Origin of the sequence: Numidum massiliense (genome assembly GCF_001375555.1) — a bacterium.
GTDB lineage: Bacteria > Bacillota > Bacilli > Thermoactinomycetales > Novibacillaceae > Numidum > Numidum massiliense.
The window spans coordinates 1,178,758-1,195,511 of record NZ_CTDZ01000009.1; the positions used below are offsets into that span (position 1 = coordinate 1,178,758).

The 16,754-nt window shown below is 51.8% G+C and carries 18 protein-coding genes and 1 tRNA gene; 18 read left to right on the top strand and 1 reads right to left on the bottom strand.

Going from position 1 to position 16,754, the window contains the following annotated elements; translation table 11 throughout:
- Nucleotides 1-177: 177 nt before the first annotated feature.
- A complete protein-coding gene (locus BN1247_RS06025) occupies nt 178-675 on the bottom strand; it encodes an inorganic diphosphatase (RefSeq protein WP_054949576.1) in 498 nt (165 codons plus the stop codon).
- A gap of 155 nt (nt 676-830) precedes the next feature.
- On the opposite strand from BN1247_RS06025, the gene BN1247_RS06030 reads away from it, so the two are divergent.
- The 18 genes from BN1247_RS06030 to der all read left to right on the top strand — a co-directional run bounded on the left by BN1247_RS06030 (nt 831) and on the right by der (nt 16,746).
- Nucleotides 831-1,184, top strand: a complete 354-nt coding sequence (locus BN1247_RS06030) for a rhodanese-like domain-containing protein (RefSeq protein ID WP_074011058.1) — start codon at nt 831-833, stop codon at nt 1,182-1,184.
- Nucleotides 1,181-1,990: a DUF92 domain-containing protein gene (locus tag BN1247_RS06035; RefSeq protein WP_054949577.1), complete on the top strand. Its 810-nt coding sequence runs from the start codon at nt 1,181-1,183 to the stop codon at nt 1,988-1,990. The genes BN1247_RS06030 and BN1247_RS06035 overlap by 4 nt, the downstream gene beginning before the upstream one ends.
- A 157-nt stretch (nt 1,991-2,147) precedes the next feature.
- Nucleotides 2,148-3,575: an NAD-dependent succinate-semialdehyde dehydrogenase gene (locus tag BN1247_RS06040; protein WP_390622061.1), complete on the top strand. Its 1,428-nt coding sequence runs from the start codon at nt 2,148-2,150 to the stop codon at nt 3,573-3,575.
- A complete protein-coding gene (locus tag BN1247_RS06045) occupies nt 3,572-4,177 on the top strand; it encodes a CPBP family intramembrane glutamic endopeptidase (RefSeq protein ID WP_054949579.1) in 606 nt (201 codons plus the stop codon). The genes BN1247_RS06040 and BN1247_RS06045 overlap by 4 nt, the downstream gene beginning before the upstream one ends.
- 43 nt (nt 4,178-4,220) lie before the next feature.
- Entirely contained in the window at nt 4,221-4,709 is a 489-nt protein-coding gene (locus BN1247_RS06050) for a hypothetical protein (RefSeq protein ID WP_187119734.1), read from the top strand.
- A gap of 104 nt (nt 4,710-4,813) precedes the next feature.
- Nucleotides 4,814-5,260: an OsmC family protein gene (locus BN1247_RS06055; protein WP_054949581.1), complete on the top strand. Its 447-nt coding sequence runs from the start codon at nt 4,814-4,816 to the stop codon at nt 5,258-5,260.
- 194 nt (nt 5,261-5,454) lie between these two features.
- Nucleotides 5,455-5,531: transfer RNA gene (locus BN1247_RS06060), tRNA-Met, on the top strand.
- Between the two features lie 131 nt (nt 5,532-5,662).
- Nucleotides 5,663-6,202, top strand: a complete 540-nt coding sequence (locus BN1247_RS06065; protein ID WP_390622062.1) for a PCYCGC motif-containing (lipo)protein — start codon at nt 5,663-5,665, stop codon at nt 6,200-6,202.
- 209 nt (nt 6,203-6,411) lie between these two features.
- Complete coding sequence (locus BN1247_RS06070) at nt 6,412-7,002, top strand: genetic competence negative regulator (RefSeq protein WP_054949582.1); 591 nt, start codon at nt 6,412-6,414, stop codon at nt 7,000-7,002.
- Between the two features lie 229 nt (nt 7,003-7,231).
- Complete coding sequence (locus tag BN1247_RS06075; protein WP_054949583.1) at nt 7,232-8,515, top strand: Glu/Leu/Phe/Val family dehydrogenase; 1,284 nt, start codon at nt 7,232-7,234, stop codon at nt 8,513-8,515.
- 82 nt (nt 8,516-8,597) lie between these two features.
- Nucleotides 8,598-9,581, top strand: a complete 984-nt coding sequence (locus BN1247_RS06080; protein WP_054949584.1) for a YpdA family putative bacillithiol disulfide reductase — start codon at nt 8,598-8,600, stop codon at nt 9,579-9,581.
- Nucleotides 9,582-9,783: 202 nt separating this feature from the next.
- A complete protein-coding gene (prsW, locus tag BN1247_RS06085) occupies nt 9,784-10,476 on the top strand; it encodes a glutamic-type intramembrane protease PrsW (protein ID WP_054949585.1) in 693 nt (230 codons plus the stop codon).
- 71 nt (nt 10,477-10,547) lie between these two features.
- Nucleotides 10,548-10,706, top strand: coding sequence for a hypothetical protein (locus tag BN1247_RS17950; protein ID WP_187119735.1), 159 nt, complete (start codon nt 10,548-10,550; stop codon nt 10,704-10,706).
- A gap of 77 nt (nt 10,707-10,783) precedes the next feature.
- Complete coding sequence (ypeB, locus tag BN1247_RS06090) at nt 10,784-12,142, top strand: germination protein YpeB (RefSeq protein ID WP_054949586.1); 1,359 nt, start codon at nt 10,784-10,786, stop codon at nt 12,140-12,142.
- Nucleotides 12,143-12,531: 389 nt separating this feature from the next.
- Nucleotides 12,532-13,209, top strand: a complete 678-nt coding sequence (cmk, locus tag BN1247_RS06095; RefSeq protein ID WP_054949587.1) for a (d)CMP kinase — start codon at nt 12,532-12,534, stop codon at nt 13,207-13,209.
- A 178-nt stretch (nt 13,210-13,387) separates the two neighbouring features.
- The gene (rpsA, locus tag BN1247_RS06100; RefSeq protein WP_054949588.1) at nt 13,388-14,542 is read left to right on the top strand and encodes a 30S ribosomal protein S1; all 1,155 of its coding nucleotides are present in this window, start codon (nt 13,388-13,390) and stop codon (nt 14,540-14,542) included.
- Nucleotides 14,543-14,657: 115 nt separating this feature from the next.
- Nucleotides 14,658-15,293: a hypothetical protein gene (locus tag BN1247_RS06105; RefSeq protein ID WP_054949589.1), complete on the top strand. Its 636-nt coding sequence runs from the start codon at nt 14,658-14,660 to the stop codon at nt 15,291-15,293.
- Nucleotides 15,294-15,417: 124 nt separating this feature from the next.
- Nucleotides 15,418-16,746 carry a ribosome biogenesis GTPase Der gene (gene der, locus BN1247_RS06110; protein ID WP_054949590.1) on the top strand — a complete coding sequence of 443 codons (1,329 nt, stop codon included), beginning with the start codon at nt 15,418-15,420 and terminating at the stop codon, nt 16,744-16,746.
- Nucleotides 16,747-16,754: the final 8 nt, after the last annotated feature.

Here is a 16,754-nt window from a genome sequence, read left to right on the forward strand (position 1 = left end):
AACTTACTGGCTCGGGAGTGCTCCGCGTGAAGTAAGCACCGGTTTTCACCAGCCACCGGTTCTCTACGCCTTACGGGACACGCTTGGCTCCGTCACGGCCTCTCAAACAGTTCTTGAAGTTGAATAGAACTGTAACACGAATGTTTGGCAACTGTCAAGGGAAATAATTCGTTTTTTTTATTGTTCGTTTTTGAAGCGGGCGACGCACTCCTCGTACAGCTTCCGTGCCGTCGGACCGTTTTCCCAACGCTCAATCTTCGTCTCTTTATTTTCTAAGTCCTTGTATACTTGGAAAAAGTGTTCGATTTCTTTGAGCGTATGTGCCGGAATATCTTCTAATTTTTGTACCTCGCTCCAACGCGGATCGTCGACGGGAACGGCGAGTAATTTTTCGTCTTTCCCTTTGTCGTCGGACATGATGAGCACGCCGATTACGCGTGACGTCACGATGCAACCCGGAAATGTCGGGAATGTCGTCAAAACGAGAATGTCCAATGGGTCGCCGTCGAGGGCGAGGGTGTCTTTTAAGAAACCGTAATCTGCCGGATAGTGCATCGGCGAATACAGGACGCGGTCCAAGCGAAACGCTTGCAGTTCCTCGTCGTATTCGTATTTGTTTTGGCTTCCGCGCGGAATTTCGATAAAGGCATCGACAACTAAGCTGCTGTCTGCCATGTGAATCACCTCGAAGTGGTTTGAATTTCGATAAATAGTTACCGATGACAGCTACCATTATAACAATTCGTACGTGCAATGGAAATGTGTGATACAATTAATTTACAATTTATACACGGTCGTTGATAGTTTTGGGAAGGTAGCGGTGAGGGAACGTGCAAGAGGTCGACGCGAAACAGTTTGTACAAAAATATTGCAAGGGTGCACTGGGCGACGCCCTGTTACTCGACGTGCGCGAATGGGAAGAGTGGGAAGACTACCATCTCGAAGAGGCAGTCCTCATTCCGCTCGGCAATTTGCCGGCGGAGTCAGGACAACTCGATCGACAACGTAAGATTTATGTATTGTGCGCGCACGGCGTACGAAGTCAATACGCGTGTCACTTTTTAATGAATGCCGGTTTTAACGATGTCGTCAACGTCCAGAACGGACTTGCGACAGTGCGCCACTATTTGGAGGAGCACGTAGATGTAGAAGGAGAGCCGAGTGAAGGGGGAGGTGCCCCGTGATTGCCCGTATCGCACTAGGACTTCTGTTTAGTGCGCTCATCGCGTTACTCGCTTACTTAAAAAAGTCGCTCTCCATAAGCGGTGTCGTCGCAGCGATCGGCGTCGGCACGGTGTTGTACGCGATGGGAGACGCGTTTTGGTACGTCTTGCTGTTGCTCTTTTTTATTTCCTCTAGCATTTGGTCGCATTATAAACGGCGGTTAAAAAAAGAGGTAGAACAGCAGTTTGCTAAAGGTGGCCGTCGCGATTACTTGCAGGTGCTCGCGAACGGTGGTGGGGCGACCGCCTTCGCCTTATTGTATGCGTGGACGTCTCATCCGCTGTGGCTGTGGGGGTTTGTCGGTTCACTGGCGACAGTGACGGCAGACACGTGGGCGACGGAATTAGGTGTGCTCAGCAAAAGTCCGCCAAGGTCTATTTTAACGGGTAAACTGGTGAGTCGCGGGACATCTGGAGGTGTTTCTCTGTGGGGGACGCTTGCTGCGGCGAGCGGCGCGGCGCTAATCGGAGCTGCCGGTTACTTGCTTTGGCCGATTACGGGGGAAGGGTTGCCGGGGTGGGTGTTTATTAGTCTCGCCACCGTGTCTGGCGTCTTCGGCGGTGCGGTCGACAGCATCCTCGGTGCGACGTGGCAACAGCAGTTCCGCTGTGTCCGCTGTGAGTTGACAGTCGAACGAATGGCACATTGCGGGCAAAAGACGACGGTCGTTCGAGGGGTGCGTTGGATGACGAACGACGCCGTCAACGCGCTGAGCGCCCTTTGCGGCGGCATCGCCTGTATTGCACTCGCCTATTTGGTCAGTTGAGCCCTCCGGTCAACAGTAAATCATTATACAGTCAATAAAAACGTCACTCAACGACGTGAGTTAAGTTCAACAGCCGACACATATCGTGAAACACGAAAGTGTTATACAGTTTGTTTTCAAAAACATTTTAGGAGGGGATCTGGATATGCAATCCGGTATTTATATCGGTGGGAATTGGCGTGAAGGAAGTGGCGAAGTGACCGTTGTCGATCCGGCGACGGGCGAAACGGTGGACGTCGTCGCATACGGCGATACCGTGCAGGCGACGGAAGCGGTCGACGCCGCGAGCGAGGCGTTTCCACGGTGGGCGCAGCTTCCGGCGGAGACGCGCGCCGACTACTTGTACAAGCTGTATGAAAAAATGATGGAACGGCGAGAATTCCTCGCACAGCTCATGACGGCTGAGCAAGGGAAACCGCTGCGCGAGGCGAAAGGCGAAGTCGCCTATGCCGCCAGTTTTGTCAAATGGTACGCGGAAGAGGCTAAGCGCGTGTACGGAGAGACGATTCCCGCCTCCACACCGAACAAGCGGCTGTTAGTGATGAAACAGCCCGTTGGAGTCGCAGCGATTATTACCCCGTGGAACTTTCCGAGTGCGATGATTACGCGCAAAATCGCTCCCGCACTCGCGGCCGGATGTACGGTCGTCATTAAACCGCCGTTTGAGACCCCGCTCAGCGCCATTGAACTCGTGAAACTGACGGAGGAAGTCGGATTTCCGCCTGGGGTCGTCAACTTGCTGCTCGGACCGTCGCGCGACGTGGCAGAAACGTGGCTGAGTGATGCACGCGTGCGTAAACTGTCGTTCACGGGCTCGACCGAAGTGGGGCGGGAACTGATGGGGAAAGCGGCGCAAAACGTGACGCGGCTGTCGCTCGAACTCGGCGGGCATGCGCCGTTTATCATTTTTGACGATGCCGACCTCGATCTGGCTGTCACGGGATTAATTAACAGCAAGTTCCGCAACACGGGGCAGACGTGTATTTGCGCTAACCGCGCCTACGTGCAGCGATCGGTCTACGACGACGTGATACAAAAGTTGCAACAGCGCGTCGGGAGAATGACCGTCGGCAACGGGAGCGACAATCCAGATGTCGGACCGCTCATCAACAAAGCAGCTTACGAAAAAGTGCAGGAGCATATCGACGACGCGGTGCAAAAAGGGGCGCGGCTCATTGTCGGAGGGAATCGGCTGCGCGGCGAAGCGTACGACCGCGGCTATTTCGTCGAACCGACGGTATTAGGCGAAGCGACGGCAGAGATGCGCGTACTTGCGGAAGAGACGTTCGGTCCAGTCATTCCCCTCGTCCCGTTTGAACGGGAAGAAGAGGCGATTGCACAGGCAAACGATACGATTTACGGTTTGGCCGCTTATTTTTTCACCAAAAACTTAGCGCGTGCATACCGGGTGGCCGAGCAGCTCGCGTACGGGATCGTCGGCTTAAACGATGCGGTTCCTTCGACTGCGCAAGCGCCGTTCGGCGGGATGAAACAGAGCGGTCTCGGGCGCGAAGGTGGCCAGGCGGGCATCGAGGCGTTTCTCGAAACGAAGTTCGTCTCCATCGGACTTTGGGATCGCCGATGAAACGCCTCGACGTCGCACGAATTAGCGACCGCGTGCTTTTGTTAAACTTGTACCTCACACAGGCGCTCGTTTTGGCGGTCGCCTGTGTCCTTTTGTGGTGGCAAGGATTCCCAGGGGGCGACCTGTGGCACAGCGATACGTGGACGGTGTGGCTATGGGGAATCGCCGCCGGGCTAACCGTCGTTAGTATCGATTTGACGCTCACTTACTTTTTTCCTAAGCATATGATCGACGACAGCGGGATCAACGAAAAGCTGTTCCAAGGTCGGCCCTATTGGCACATCTTCGTCATCGCTGCTGTCGTCGCCTTTTGTGAGGAGCTGTTATTTCGCGGAGCGCTCCAGCCGCTCATCGGCATTTGGGGGACAAGCCTCGTCTTTACGTTGATTCACTTCCGCTATTTGAAACGGTGGGCAATGACTGGATATTTATTTTTCGTCAGTATGGTGCTTGGGTGGCTCGCCCAATGGACCGGGTCGCTCGTCGCTTCGATGGCTGCGCACTTTACGATCGATTTTGTGCTCGCGCTAATCTTGAAGGCGGGGTGGTTGGATCCGCTCGTGCGCCGTGTGGAACAACGTGAAAAAAATAGCAGCGTCTAGAAGTTATCCCCGACCGCATATACATATGTTTATAGTTAAAAACGTGGGACGGGGGTCTCGCATCGTGTTTATGTTGTACACGTTTTTATACCCGCTCGGCGCGTTGGCACTTTGTGCGCTAGCTGTGGCACTGTTTCCATTCGCGGGTGCGGCAGATGGGCGCGATCCGGCGAAATGGTTGTATTGGCTTTACGACACGGTCGATTATTTGTTTGCCCTTCTACTGTTTGTAGCGAGTATGCTCATTTTGCGCCGCGTCGTCGTCCGCGCAGCATCGCTCATTCTATTACTAGAACGGCCACTGTGGCGTTGGGGCCGTTTGAAGCACGTGGCGACGTTACTGTGTGCAGGCATCGTCCTCTCGTACGCGTTTGCGCATCTATTTTTACACACGCTTGCGTTTGTCGGTTTTTTCTCCATTCACCGCTTCGTGCAGTGGACGAATAGGCTTAAGGAAGAGGAACGCGAAGGCACACACCAACGCGAAGTGGACGAAAAAAACGAGTTAGCTCGCTGGGAAATTGAGGATTAATACAACTGCCATACTTCATCCGATAAACCCCTATTATTAGCATTACATTTATGTCATACTTAGATTGTGAACAGATAAACATACTTCTTTAGGGGGAGACAGCAATGGCACAAGAGACATTTAAAGCAACAGCTAAATATACAGGAGAAGGGTTGGCTGTAGAAACAGAATCGCGTGGTTTTAAACTTATTTTAGACGAACCGAAAGAACTCGGTGGGACGAACAAAGGGATGAACCCGGTAGAAGTGTTACTGTGCGGCCTCGGCGCTTGCCAAACGATCGTGGCAAAAGCATTCGCTCCAAAATTCGGCATTGACTTACGTGGATTTTGGATCGAATTAGAGGGGGACCTCGATACACGCGGCTTCAAGGGAAAAGCAGGGGTTAAACCGGGGTTCAGTGAAATTCGCTATAAAATGCATATGGCAACCGATGCAGCACCTGAGAAAGTTGAAGAATTTGCAGCATTTATCGAGAAAACGTGCCCCGTAGGCGACACGATCGCAACGCCTGTGCCAATGGTGTCTACAGGGGTAGTGATCGAGAACTAATTGTAGGGGGGGGAACGTAAATCGTATCATCCTCCTGCCTCCATTTTTCCGTTAGTTGGAGTGGAGGCAGGGGGAGCGCGTCGACAGTTTACTAGCGTAACAAACATTCGGCGAAAAAAAGTGTTGACAAGCTGCATGAGCCAATGTAGAATGTAATTTGTTGACTCAATACAACCGTGAGTAAACGAATATACGGCGGTGTAGCTCAGCTGGCTAGAGCGTACGGTTCATACCCGTGAGGTCGGGGGTTCGATCCCCTCCGCCGCTACCAACGGAATCCTTACGAAAAGATTGACGGAAGTCGGTCTTTTTTTTTGAGACAAACCCCTTTACTTACATACTGTATATAGGTATCATTGCATTGTAAATAATACAGCAGGGGAATGAATCGCATTGCGCATCATCGGAAAAAACGTGTGCGTCGCCCTATGTGTGCTAGCGCTTAGTATAACGAGCCTTGCCGCTTGTCAAACAGAGGAACGTACGGACAGTGCCGACAAAAGCGGCGAGCAGTCGGCTAGTGCTGTGCGTGGGCAGGCAGCTGCACACGAGGCAAGCGGGGATATCATTGAAACGACCGCGAGTCGTGACGAGCTTCCTTCGTTTCTAGACGACGTTGACCCGCTGATCGCCGATGTGTACGAAGTTGCAGCGAAAAACGACAACATCGTCAAGCATATGGCGTGTTATTGTGGCTGTGGGGATAGCGTCGGCCATAAGAGTAACCTCGATTGTTTCATTAGCGAAATAAAAGAGACGGGAGAAGTCGAGTGGAACTCCCATGCGATCACCTGTATGAATTGCTTGGAAATAGCGGCTGAATCCGTATCTTTAACGCAAAAAGGAAAAAGTTTGTCCGACGTGCGCGCGCACATCGACGACAAGTATCGCGAAGGGTACGCGGAACCAACGCCGACACCGCTACCGGACGATTCAAACTAAGCGTTTAGCTTGTGCGGCTCTAGCTAGCAATTGAGACGCTTGCTGTATTTGCCGGAACTTGTCACATTTTATTAGCTGCAAAAAAGAGACAAGATGTGTATAGTATGAGTTATAATAAAAATAAAAACAAGTCGTTACCGTAACGCACCTTTTTTCTCGCACATAATCTGTGAGTAACACGTAATTGAAGCAAGGGAGGGTGAACAACTGTGCGCGTTGAACGTTTAGGACAAGACAAAATACGGGTTTTCTTATCTTTCGACGACTTAATGGAACGGGGAATCGAAAAAGAGGACATGTGGCGCGACATACCAAGAGTCCACCAATTGTTTAACGAAATGATGGAACAAGCGTATGAAGAGCTCGGCTTTGAAGTGTTTGGTCCAGTAGCTGTAGAAGTTTTTGCCCTTCCCGCTCAAGGTATGGTCGTCGTCGTAACTCGCAGCAAATCGCAAGAACACGATCTTGACGATGACGACGCACTATACGCCCTGGAAGTGACGTTGGCCGAGAGCGAGAGCGTCGTGTTCGCTTTTTCACATTTAGAACCGCTTATACAGCTGGCTCATCGGATTGAACCATTAGTTGTCGCAGAAGGTGGTCGCGTTTACGCGTATAATGACAGCTACTACCTCGTCTTCGACAACGGGGCGGGGGAAGAGCCGTTTGACAATTTGCTGGCCGTTGTAAGTGAATACGGCGAGCTGGCGACGGTGACAGAGGCTGTACTCGTCGAGTACGGGAAAACGGTATTTGCGACAGACGGCGTCCGCCAGCTGTGTCAGCATTTTCCCTTGTGAACTGTTTACGACAAAGCATCCGAAAGGGTATCCACCTTCTTTAACAAGGGCGGATACCCTCTTTATTAGGGAGGAGTACGTATCCCTGTTGAGAGGGCGACCACTCCCATTAGCGAGCAAACCGATTGTGTATTTTACAAAGTTTACATATTTTATGTTAGCCCTTCTCATAATTCACTTTGAGGTGTATACTAAAGGACGAACAGAATGGTTGAGGTGAATAAAGCAAATGGCCAATGAAGTAAACGCTTCCGATGAGAAAACGCAGCAGTCGGAAAGCACCGACATTATGCGTTCGACGCAGTCTGTGATTAAGGAGGCGCTCGAAAAACTCGGTTACTCCGAAGAAGTGTTCGAATTGCTGAAAGAACCGCTCCGGATGATGACAGTAAGAATTCCGGTGCGGATGGACGACGGTAAGGTGCAAGTATTTACCGGCTACCGCGCGCAACATAACGACGCTGTCGGCCCGACGAAAGGCGGGGTACGCTTTCATCCAGACGTCACTTACGACGAAGTGCAAGCCCTGTCACTCTGGATGAGTTTAAAGGCGGGTATTGTCGACCTTCCGTACGGCGGTGGTAAAGGTGGCGTCGTCTGCGAACCGCGCAACATGTCGTTCCGCGAGTTGGAAGGGCTAAGCCGCGGGTACGTGCGCGCCATCAGTCAAATCGTCGGACCGTCGAAAGACATCCCGGCCCCCGACGTGTTTACGAACTCGCAAATTATGGCGTGGATGATGGACGAGTACAGTCTCATGCGCGAATTTGATTCGCCGGGATTCATAACGGGTAAGCCGGTCGTCTTAGGAGGGTCCTTCGGACGTGAATCGGCGACAGCTAAAGGGGTGACGATCGTCATCCGCGAAGCGGCGAAAAAGCGGGGACTCGACCTTAAAGGGGCGCGCGTCATCGTCCAAGGGTTCGGCAATGCGGGCAGTTTCTTGTCTAAGTTTTTACACGACGCCGGGGCTAAAATTGTGGCGATCTCCGACGTAAACGGGGCGTTGTACGATAAAAACGGTTTAGATATTGATTATTTGCTCGACCGACGCGACTCGTTTGGCAGTGTGACGAACTTATTCGAAAATACGATTTCTAACAAAGAAATGCTTGAGTTAGATTGCGATATTCTCGTGCCGGCGGCGATTCAAAACCAAATTACCGCAGACAATGCGCACAACATTCGCGCTGATATCGTCGTCGAAGCGGCGAACGGGCCGACGACACTCGAAGCGACGCGTATTTTGACCGAGCGGGGCATTTTGCTCGTCCCGGACGTTTTAGCTAGCTGCGGCGGCGTCACTGTGTCGTACTTCGAATGGGTCCAAAACAACCAAGGGTATTACTGGACAGAAGAAGAAGTAAGTGATAAGCTTGAAAAGATGCTTGTAAAGGCTTTTGACAACGTCTACAATACATCGCAAAGTCGCCAAGTGAACATGCGGCTGGCAGCGTACATGGTCGGGGTTCGCAAAATGGCGGAAGCCGCCCGGTTTCGTGGATGGGTGTAAGGCTTTTTACAACGATATGCGGCAAAAAACCCTATTGTCAGTCGATAATAGGGTTTTTCTATACGTCTAGGGGGAGTTTACCGTGGAGAAAGTAGAGAAAAAGGAGTGGATCGTCGTCGGAGGTGGCCCGTGCGGGCTGTCAGCGGCGGTCGAGTTAAAAAAACGCGGCATAGACGCGCTCGTACTCGAAAAAGGGTGCGTCGTCAATTCGATTTATGGGTATCCGACGTTTATGCAGTTTTTTAGCACGCCCGAGTTGCTAGAACTTGGTGAATTGCCGTTTATTACGCAAGGCGACAAGGCGTCACGCCACGAAGCGTTAAAGTATTACCGAGCCGTCGTCAACCACTTCGATCTCGACGTACACCAATACGAAAAAGTGGCGCACATCGCGCGGAAGGGCGAAACGTTCGTCGTCTCAACTGAGAAGCGCGACGAGCAGACGGCACAGTATGAAGCAAAGCACATTGTCATCGCAACCGGTTATTTTGACACGCCGAATTTAATAGGCATTCCAGGGGAAAATTTAGAAAAGGTGCACCATTACTTCAAGGACGCACACCCGTACAACAAGCAAAAGGCGGTCGTGATCGGCGGCAAAAACTCCGCTGTCGAAGCGGCAATGGAGCTTTCAAAAACGGGGGCAGAAGTGACGATGGTGTACCGGCGCGAGTCGTTCACGAAAAGTGTCAAACCGTGGGTTCGGCCGGTCATCGACAGCGTAATCGAAAAAGGGCGTATTCGCATGTACTGGAAGGCGGAAGTGACTGAGATCACACCGACGACCGTCGTTATCGAACAAGATGGCGAGCGTATCGAAATCGAAAACGACGTCGTCTTTGCCCTCACAGGTTATCGTCCGGACACGTCAATGTTAGAAGGACTCGGAGTGACTGTCGACCGCGAGACGGGTGTGCCGGCGCACAATCCGGAGACGATGGAGACGAACGTGCCTGGCGTGTACATTGCTGGCGTGATAGCCGCCGGTTTTGACGCCAACCGCATTTTTATCGAAAACGGTCGTTTTCACGGTCACGCCATCGCGAAGGGTGCCGTCCTAAAGTAGAAATGGTCCCAAACGCAGAACCCATAGTCGTACGCTATTAGTAAGACTAAAGGAAAAGCTTTTACGGTGCCACTTGCAGGAAGCCGAACGAAAAAACGAGCTCCCCGCCCTGCCACAGATTTCCTTGCGGTAGTAGCGGGGATTTTTTTGCATCCAGTTTCGTGGTAGGATAAGAACGGATGGAAGGCAAAGGAGAACAGTCATGAACGTATTATCGTATATTGTCGCCGGTTTCGCACCGGGAATTGCACTTTTATGCTACTTTTATTTACGGGATCAGTACCGACCGGAACCGATTAAATACGTGTTAAAAATGTTCATCGCCGGCTTATTCCTCGTTTTTCCGACAATGGCGCTGCAACATGCGTTTCGGCAAGGGTTCGGTGAACCGATGTTGTTCGATTCGTTTGTGACAATCGCTTTTTTAGAGGAAGCGCTGAAATGCTTTTTCCTATACCAAATGGCGTATAAGTTTCCCGGCTTTGAAGAACCGTACGACGGGATCGTTTACGGGGTGGCGATCGCCCTCGGTTTTGCGACGGCAGAAAACATGTTTTACATATTCATCAACGGGATTCACGTCGCTTGGCTGCGCGCGTTAGTGCCCGTGTCCGGACACGCACTGTTCGGAGTGTTAATGGGATTTTACCTAGCAAAGGCGCGCTTTGCCGAAACGCGCAAAAGGTGGGTTAAGTGGACGGCGTGGGCTGTATGTATACCGGTGGCGGCCCACGGTTGTTTGGACTTTATTTTGTTGTATACGGATGTATTTTGGAAGTGGATCATCGGGCCGTTTATGATCGTGTTGTGGTTCATCGCGCTCAGGCGGGCAAAAATCGCTCTCGAACGTTCGCCGTTCGCTAAAGCTGGCGAAGTGGGCTATTATTCGACGTAGCTCAGGTGGGCGAATGAAACAGAGTGCAGAGGCAATAATGAAAGAATAACAGAAAGAAAGGAAGGTTCCCTTTGCAAAAAGAACGTTTTCGCGTGACCATACAGTGCAACCGCTGCGGCGAGAAATATTTTTTGCGGGGGCGGAAGCACAAAGACCACATCGAAACAGGTTTTCGCCGCTGTTTATGTGACAACGATGAAGATTTAGAGGTCAAGTCGGAGAAGATGTAACGTGAGCAAAACCGTGCATAATCGTGCGCACATGTACTCAAACTAGTGATACAAATGCGCGTAAGGAGTGATACGGTATGTACAAACGTTTTGCGGCGGTCGCTTTTCCCTTCGCTCTCGTCGCCCTCATCGGAATGGGTGTGTGGGGGTTTCAAGAAAACCAAGAGAAAAACTCACTCTTAATTAAAGCGGAAAACCAGTATCAGAGAGCCTTTCACGACCTCAATTTTCACATGGATCAACTGCAAGACGAAATCGGTAAAACGCTAGCGGTCAATTCGCGCCGCCAGTTGACGCCAAGCCTTGCGAACGTGTGGCGCTTGTCGTACTCGGCGCAAAGCGATGTCGGTCAATTGCCGCTGACGCTTATGCCATTCAACAAAACAGAAAGCTTTTTGTCTGATATCGGTAATTTTGCCCACCGAGTGGCGGTACGCGATTTACAGAAAGAGCCACTGTCAAAAAAGGAATACAAGACGCTACAGACGCTTTATAAACGGTCGAACAGCTTGCAAGAGGAACTGCAGAAGGTGCAAAGCACGGTCATTAACCGCAATTTACGCTGGATGGACGTCGAACTCGCCCTTGCAGCGGACGATAAAAAAACGGACAACACGATTGTCGACGGCTTGCGTTCGATCGATAAAAAAGCTGAGTCATACGCCGAAGTCGACTGGGGTCCAGGAGTGAACGACGCCGCACAGCGTAAGCGAGAAACGGTTCAACGCATCAAAGGACACAATATTTCTGCCGAGGAAGCGAAGCAGCGCGTGGCTAACTTTCTAGGGATGAAGCACGCGGCTGGCGTACAAGTGACGAAAAGTAAAGAAAAAAACTTCCCCGTGTACAGCGCATCGGTACGGAAGCAGGGAGACGACGATCGGTTGCATGTCGATGTGACGAAAAAAGGTGGGCACGTCATTTGGATGGTCAACAACCGCGACGTGAAAAAGCGAAAGTTGTCTCTCCGAGAAGGAGAGGCGAGCGCGGAAAAATATTTGCGGCAGCACGGTTTCCACTCGATGCAATCGATCACTTACGACGACTACGGTGACGAAGCGGCGTACACGTTCGTCTACAATGAAGGCGGCGTCACGATGTATCCCGATTTAGTGACAGTGAAGGTGGCGCTCGACAACGGCGAGGTGATGGCGTTCGAAAGTTCCCAGTACGTCGCCAACCACAAGGAACGGCACCTGGCCCCGCCGAAGTTGTCTCAGAAGGAGGCACTCACACGTGTGAATCCGAACTTGAAGGTGCAAGAGATGTCGCGCGCGCTCATCAACCGCGAAGACGGTACCGAAGTGTTATGTTACGAAGTGCTCGGTTACCTCGGCAAGACACAGTACCGCATTTTTGTTAACGCGGATACAGGTGACGAAGAAAAGGTAGAAAAAATCAAAAACGTCGACTTACCGCATACGACTGCATCGTGACAAGCGATTAGCGGTATTGGTCGTGTGAGGGGCAGACTGCATCACAGTGACTCGGCTAGCGGTGAACGCGCGGCAGCTTTTTTTCCAGTAATAGAATAAAAAGCTGCCGGGCGGGAGCCTGCTGACAAATTTGTCCGATTTGCAAACAAATGTGTACAGGTGTGCAAGAAATATTGCTAACGCTTGCGTAACGATTGCAACGGATGCCGCTTTGTGTTACGATTAGTGCGTAATAATTTAATTACATATGCCGCCACTGGCTCTTGCTGTCCGTGTTGTCGTTCCCGTAATTGGTCACACTTCGTTTGCACATGCGGAATTTAATAAACGTACGCACGTTTTTACAAGCAGGCGGCGCCTGCTTGTTGTTGTATAGAAGGGAAGGGCTCATGAACACGTTTAACATTGCGATCGACGGCCCAGCAGGGGCAGGAAAGAGTACTGTTGCACGACTAACAGCGAACCGCTTACATTTCCAGTATATCGACACTGGCGCAATGTACCGGGCTGTCACTTGGCTTGCGCTGCAGCGGCAGTTGCCGCTCGACGACAGCGAGCGAATGGCGGCGGCGGCTATGGAGATGGATCTCGTCCTCGAGACAACACCGGAAGGGACAAGGGTGTATGTCGGCGGTGTCGAAATTACGGAAGATATTCGCACGCCACAAGTGACCTCACACGTGTCTGCCGTAGCTAAAATTGCCGCCGTCCGCGATATTTTAGTGAAAAAACAGCAGCAAATGGCAGCACGCGGCGGTGTGGTCATGGATGGGCGCGACATTGGGACGAAGGTGTTGCCACATGCTGAAGTTAAAGTCTTTTTGACGGCTTCCATCGAAGAACGGGCCAGGCGACGTTTTGCAGAAATGCAGGCGAAAGGGATTGACACGAGTTTAAGCGAATTGACGAAAGACATCGCTAGACGGGATGAGTTGGACAGTCAGCGTGTCGTTTCTCCGCTAAAAAAGGCTAATGACGCTACCGTTCTCGATACGACGGGGCTTGACGTAGCAGAAGTCGTGGAAAAGATTTTAGCACTTTGTCGCACGAAGGTAGCAAGACCGTAATGAAACGCGCATGTGGTAGCAGTAAGCAGTTATGCGGTGTCACTGTATCAACTTTTCGCGTTTAGTGAAAAGGGTTGTCCGCAACACTTTTTTCATTAAACCCGGCGCAATAAGCCGGTATAGATGGTAGTGACTGCACGGTTTAAAACCTTGCGGTCAATCAAGGAGGTTGTCTGAATTGGTAGAGGAAATGAACACAGAACTAGACAATGTGCAAGTTTTGCAACCTGGCGACATTGTCAAAGGTAAGGTAACAAAAGTGGAAGACAAACAGGCTCTCGTCGATGTCGGGTATAAGACGGATGGAATCGTTCCGATTTCCGAACTGTCGAGCCTGCACGTCGAAAAAGTGTCTGACGTACTCAGTGAAGGGGATGAAATTGAGCTCAAAGTCCTTCGCGTCAACCACGATGAAGACGAGTTGATCCTCTCCAAGCGGGTCGTCGAGGCAGATCGTGCGTGGGGCGAATTGCGCGACAAAATGGCTACGGGCGAAATCGTTGAAGCGGACGTCGCCGAAGTAGTGAAAGGAGGTCTCGTCGTCGACCTCGGTGTGCGCGGGTTTATTCCAGCATCACTCGTCGAACGCCATTTTGTAGAAGACTTTTCTGACTACAAAGGGCGGACATTGCGGCTTAAAGTAATCGAACTCGATGAAGATAAAAATAAATTAATCCTCTCGCAAAAAGTGGTGTTGGAGGAAGAGGCGGAAGCGCAGAAACAAGAGACGTTGGATCGTTTGGAGGTTGGCCAAGTCATCGAAGGAACCGTACAACGGCTAACCGATTTCGGTGCATTCGTCGATGTCGGCGGCGTTGACGGCCTCGTGCACATTTCTGAACTCGCGTGGCACCGGGTAGAAAAACCTTCTGACGTCGTAAACGAAGGGGATACGGTGCAAGTAAAAGTGTTGAAAGTCGATCGCGACAACGAGCGCATCAGCTTGAGCATTAAGGAAACCGAACCGGGTCCGTGGGATCGCGTCGGTGAGGAAATGAACACCGGGGAAGTCGTTACCGGTACGGTGAAGCGGCTAGTTTCCTTCGGTGCATTTGTCGAAGTGTACCCGGGCGTTGAAGGGTTAGTCCACATTTCGCAAATTTCGCACCGCCACATCGGGACTCCTAGCGAAGTGTTAAAAGAAGGGGAAGAAGTACAAGTGAAAATCTTGGACATGAACCCCGCCGATCAACGCATTAGTTTGAGCATTAAAGAAGTGGAAGAGTTGCCGAAGCGGGAAAGCAAACCGCAACATGAGGAGCAATCGACCGACAGCGGAATGAATGTGACGCTCGGTGACATGTTCGGCGACGAACTGCGAAAACTTAAGTAAGACGAAGGGCAAAGCCGGTGATCGTAAGCAGTCGCCGGTTTTCTTTTTTACTTTGATTTTCTTTTGATTCCGTCGTCGATACTAAGTGCATCCCACAACGAAAGGTGGAGATGCAATGAACGAGGGTGTGGCAAGTGTCATTTTATTTGCGATTGTCGTTACGCTCGTCTGTAGCGGTTGGTGTGAACGCTTGTTGCTACAACTAAACGTGCGCACATACGGACTTGTCCTCTGGCTCGCGCTGTGCATTGCGGCCACCCAGCTGTCCGTACCCGTTCTCGCCCTGCCAATGCGTCCCATTTCCGTCAATGTCGGCTTTTTGTTCCTGTTGGCAAGCGGATTGTTTTGTCTCGCAAAAATTGCGGACAGGCGGCGTCCACTCGTATTGGCCACTGTGCTACTCGCCGGAGCAACTTGTTTTTTTGTGCGTGAAATGGGGGCGTTTCAGCCGCGGCTTGCTGTCATTTCGAGCCAGTGGTTACAAGTAGCCACATTGCTGTCGCTCGCGGTGACGTCTCTCGTCGGCGTTTGGGAACGGTTTACACTTTTAACAGGCGGGGTGACTCTCGCGTACGGCTTGTCCTTTTCTACCCACCTGCGGGAGCTTACCGAATGGCTGATCGTTCCGCTGGAGGAACTAGACCTGCTCTGGACGGCCATTGCTTGTTTGGCGCTCCTCGAGAGCGTGCCGTGGGGAGATAGCTGGCAGAAGGTGTGGCTATTCTTAAAAAGGGTGAACCATCGACTTTAACGCCCTAGCGTGTGATAATATATATGCATTGGCGTGCAACTTTTGCAGAACGACTATTGCGGTGCGGCGGAAATGCTTATATGATAATAGCGGCAGTCGGATCGTTGGAAAGTGAGGACACATCATGAGTTTACCAGTAGTAGCGATTGTTGGACAACCGAATGTCGGAAAATCGACGCTATTCAACCGCATCGTCGGTGAGCGCGTCGCCATCGTCGAAGACAAACCGGGCGTGACGCGCGACCGCATCTACAGTAAGGCCGATTGGTCGGGCCGCGACTTTCACCTCATCGACACGGGGGGGATCGCCACAGGTGACGACGAGGCGATTCCGTCGTCAGTACGCGCGCAGGCGGAGCTGGCGATGGAGGAGGCCGATGTGATCGTCTTTGTCACGAGTGTCGAGACAGGGGTGACGGCGGCGGATCGAGAAATTGCGACGCTGCTGTTAAAGACGCACAAACCGGTCATCGTCGCTGTGAACAAAGTAGACAACCCGGAACGGCAAACGGCAGCGTACGAGTTTTACAGTTTAGGGTTTGCCGAAGTGTTTGGCATCTCGAGTGCGCACGGTAGAGGAACTGGCGATTTGTTAGACGCGATCGTCTCCGAACTTCCGGACGACGTGCCAGAAACGGACGATGAGGACGTCATCAAAGTGTCGCTCATCGGGCGTCCGAATGTCGGAAAATCGTCGCTCGTGAATGCGTTGCTCGGCGAAGAGCGCGTCATCGTGAGCGATGTAGCTGGTACGACGCGCGATGCGATCGATACGACGGTTCAAGCGGAGGGCGATACGTACACGCTCATCGATACAGCCGGTATGCGTCGGCGGGGCAAAGTATATGAGAAAACGGAAAAGTACAGCGTATTGCGCGCGATGCGGGCAATCGAACGTTCCCACGTCGCACTCGTCGTCTTAGACGGCGGCCAAGGCGTGATCGAACAGGACAAAAAGATTGCCGGTTACGCGAAAGACGCCGGACTCGCCACCGTGATTGTCGTCAACAAATGGGACATCGTCGACAAGGATGAAAAGACGATGTACAGGTTTGCGGAAGAGATTCGCTCGCACTTCGCCTTTATCGACTATGCGCCGATCGTGTTCGTCTCCGCAAAAACGGGAAGACGCGTCGCGAACATTCTTCCCGTCGTGAAGCAAGTGGCGGAAAACCACGCCATGCGCGTACAGACGTCGACGTTAAACAACGTGTTGCGCGAGGCGGTGGCGATGACACCGCCACCGACGGACAAGGGGCGCCGCTTACGGGTGAATTACATGACGCAAGTCGGGGTCAAACCACCCGCTTTCGCCGTGTTTGTCAACGATCGCGAGCTGATGCACTTCAGTTATGAACGTTATCTCGAAAACCAGTTGCGCGAGGCGTTCGACTTTACAGGGAGCCCGATTAAACTGTTTATTCGCGGCGGCAAGTCTCCGCGAGAAAAATAGGGGGAGTA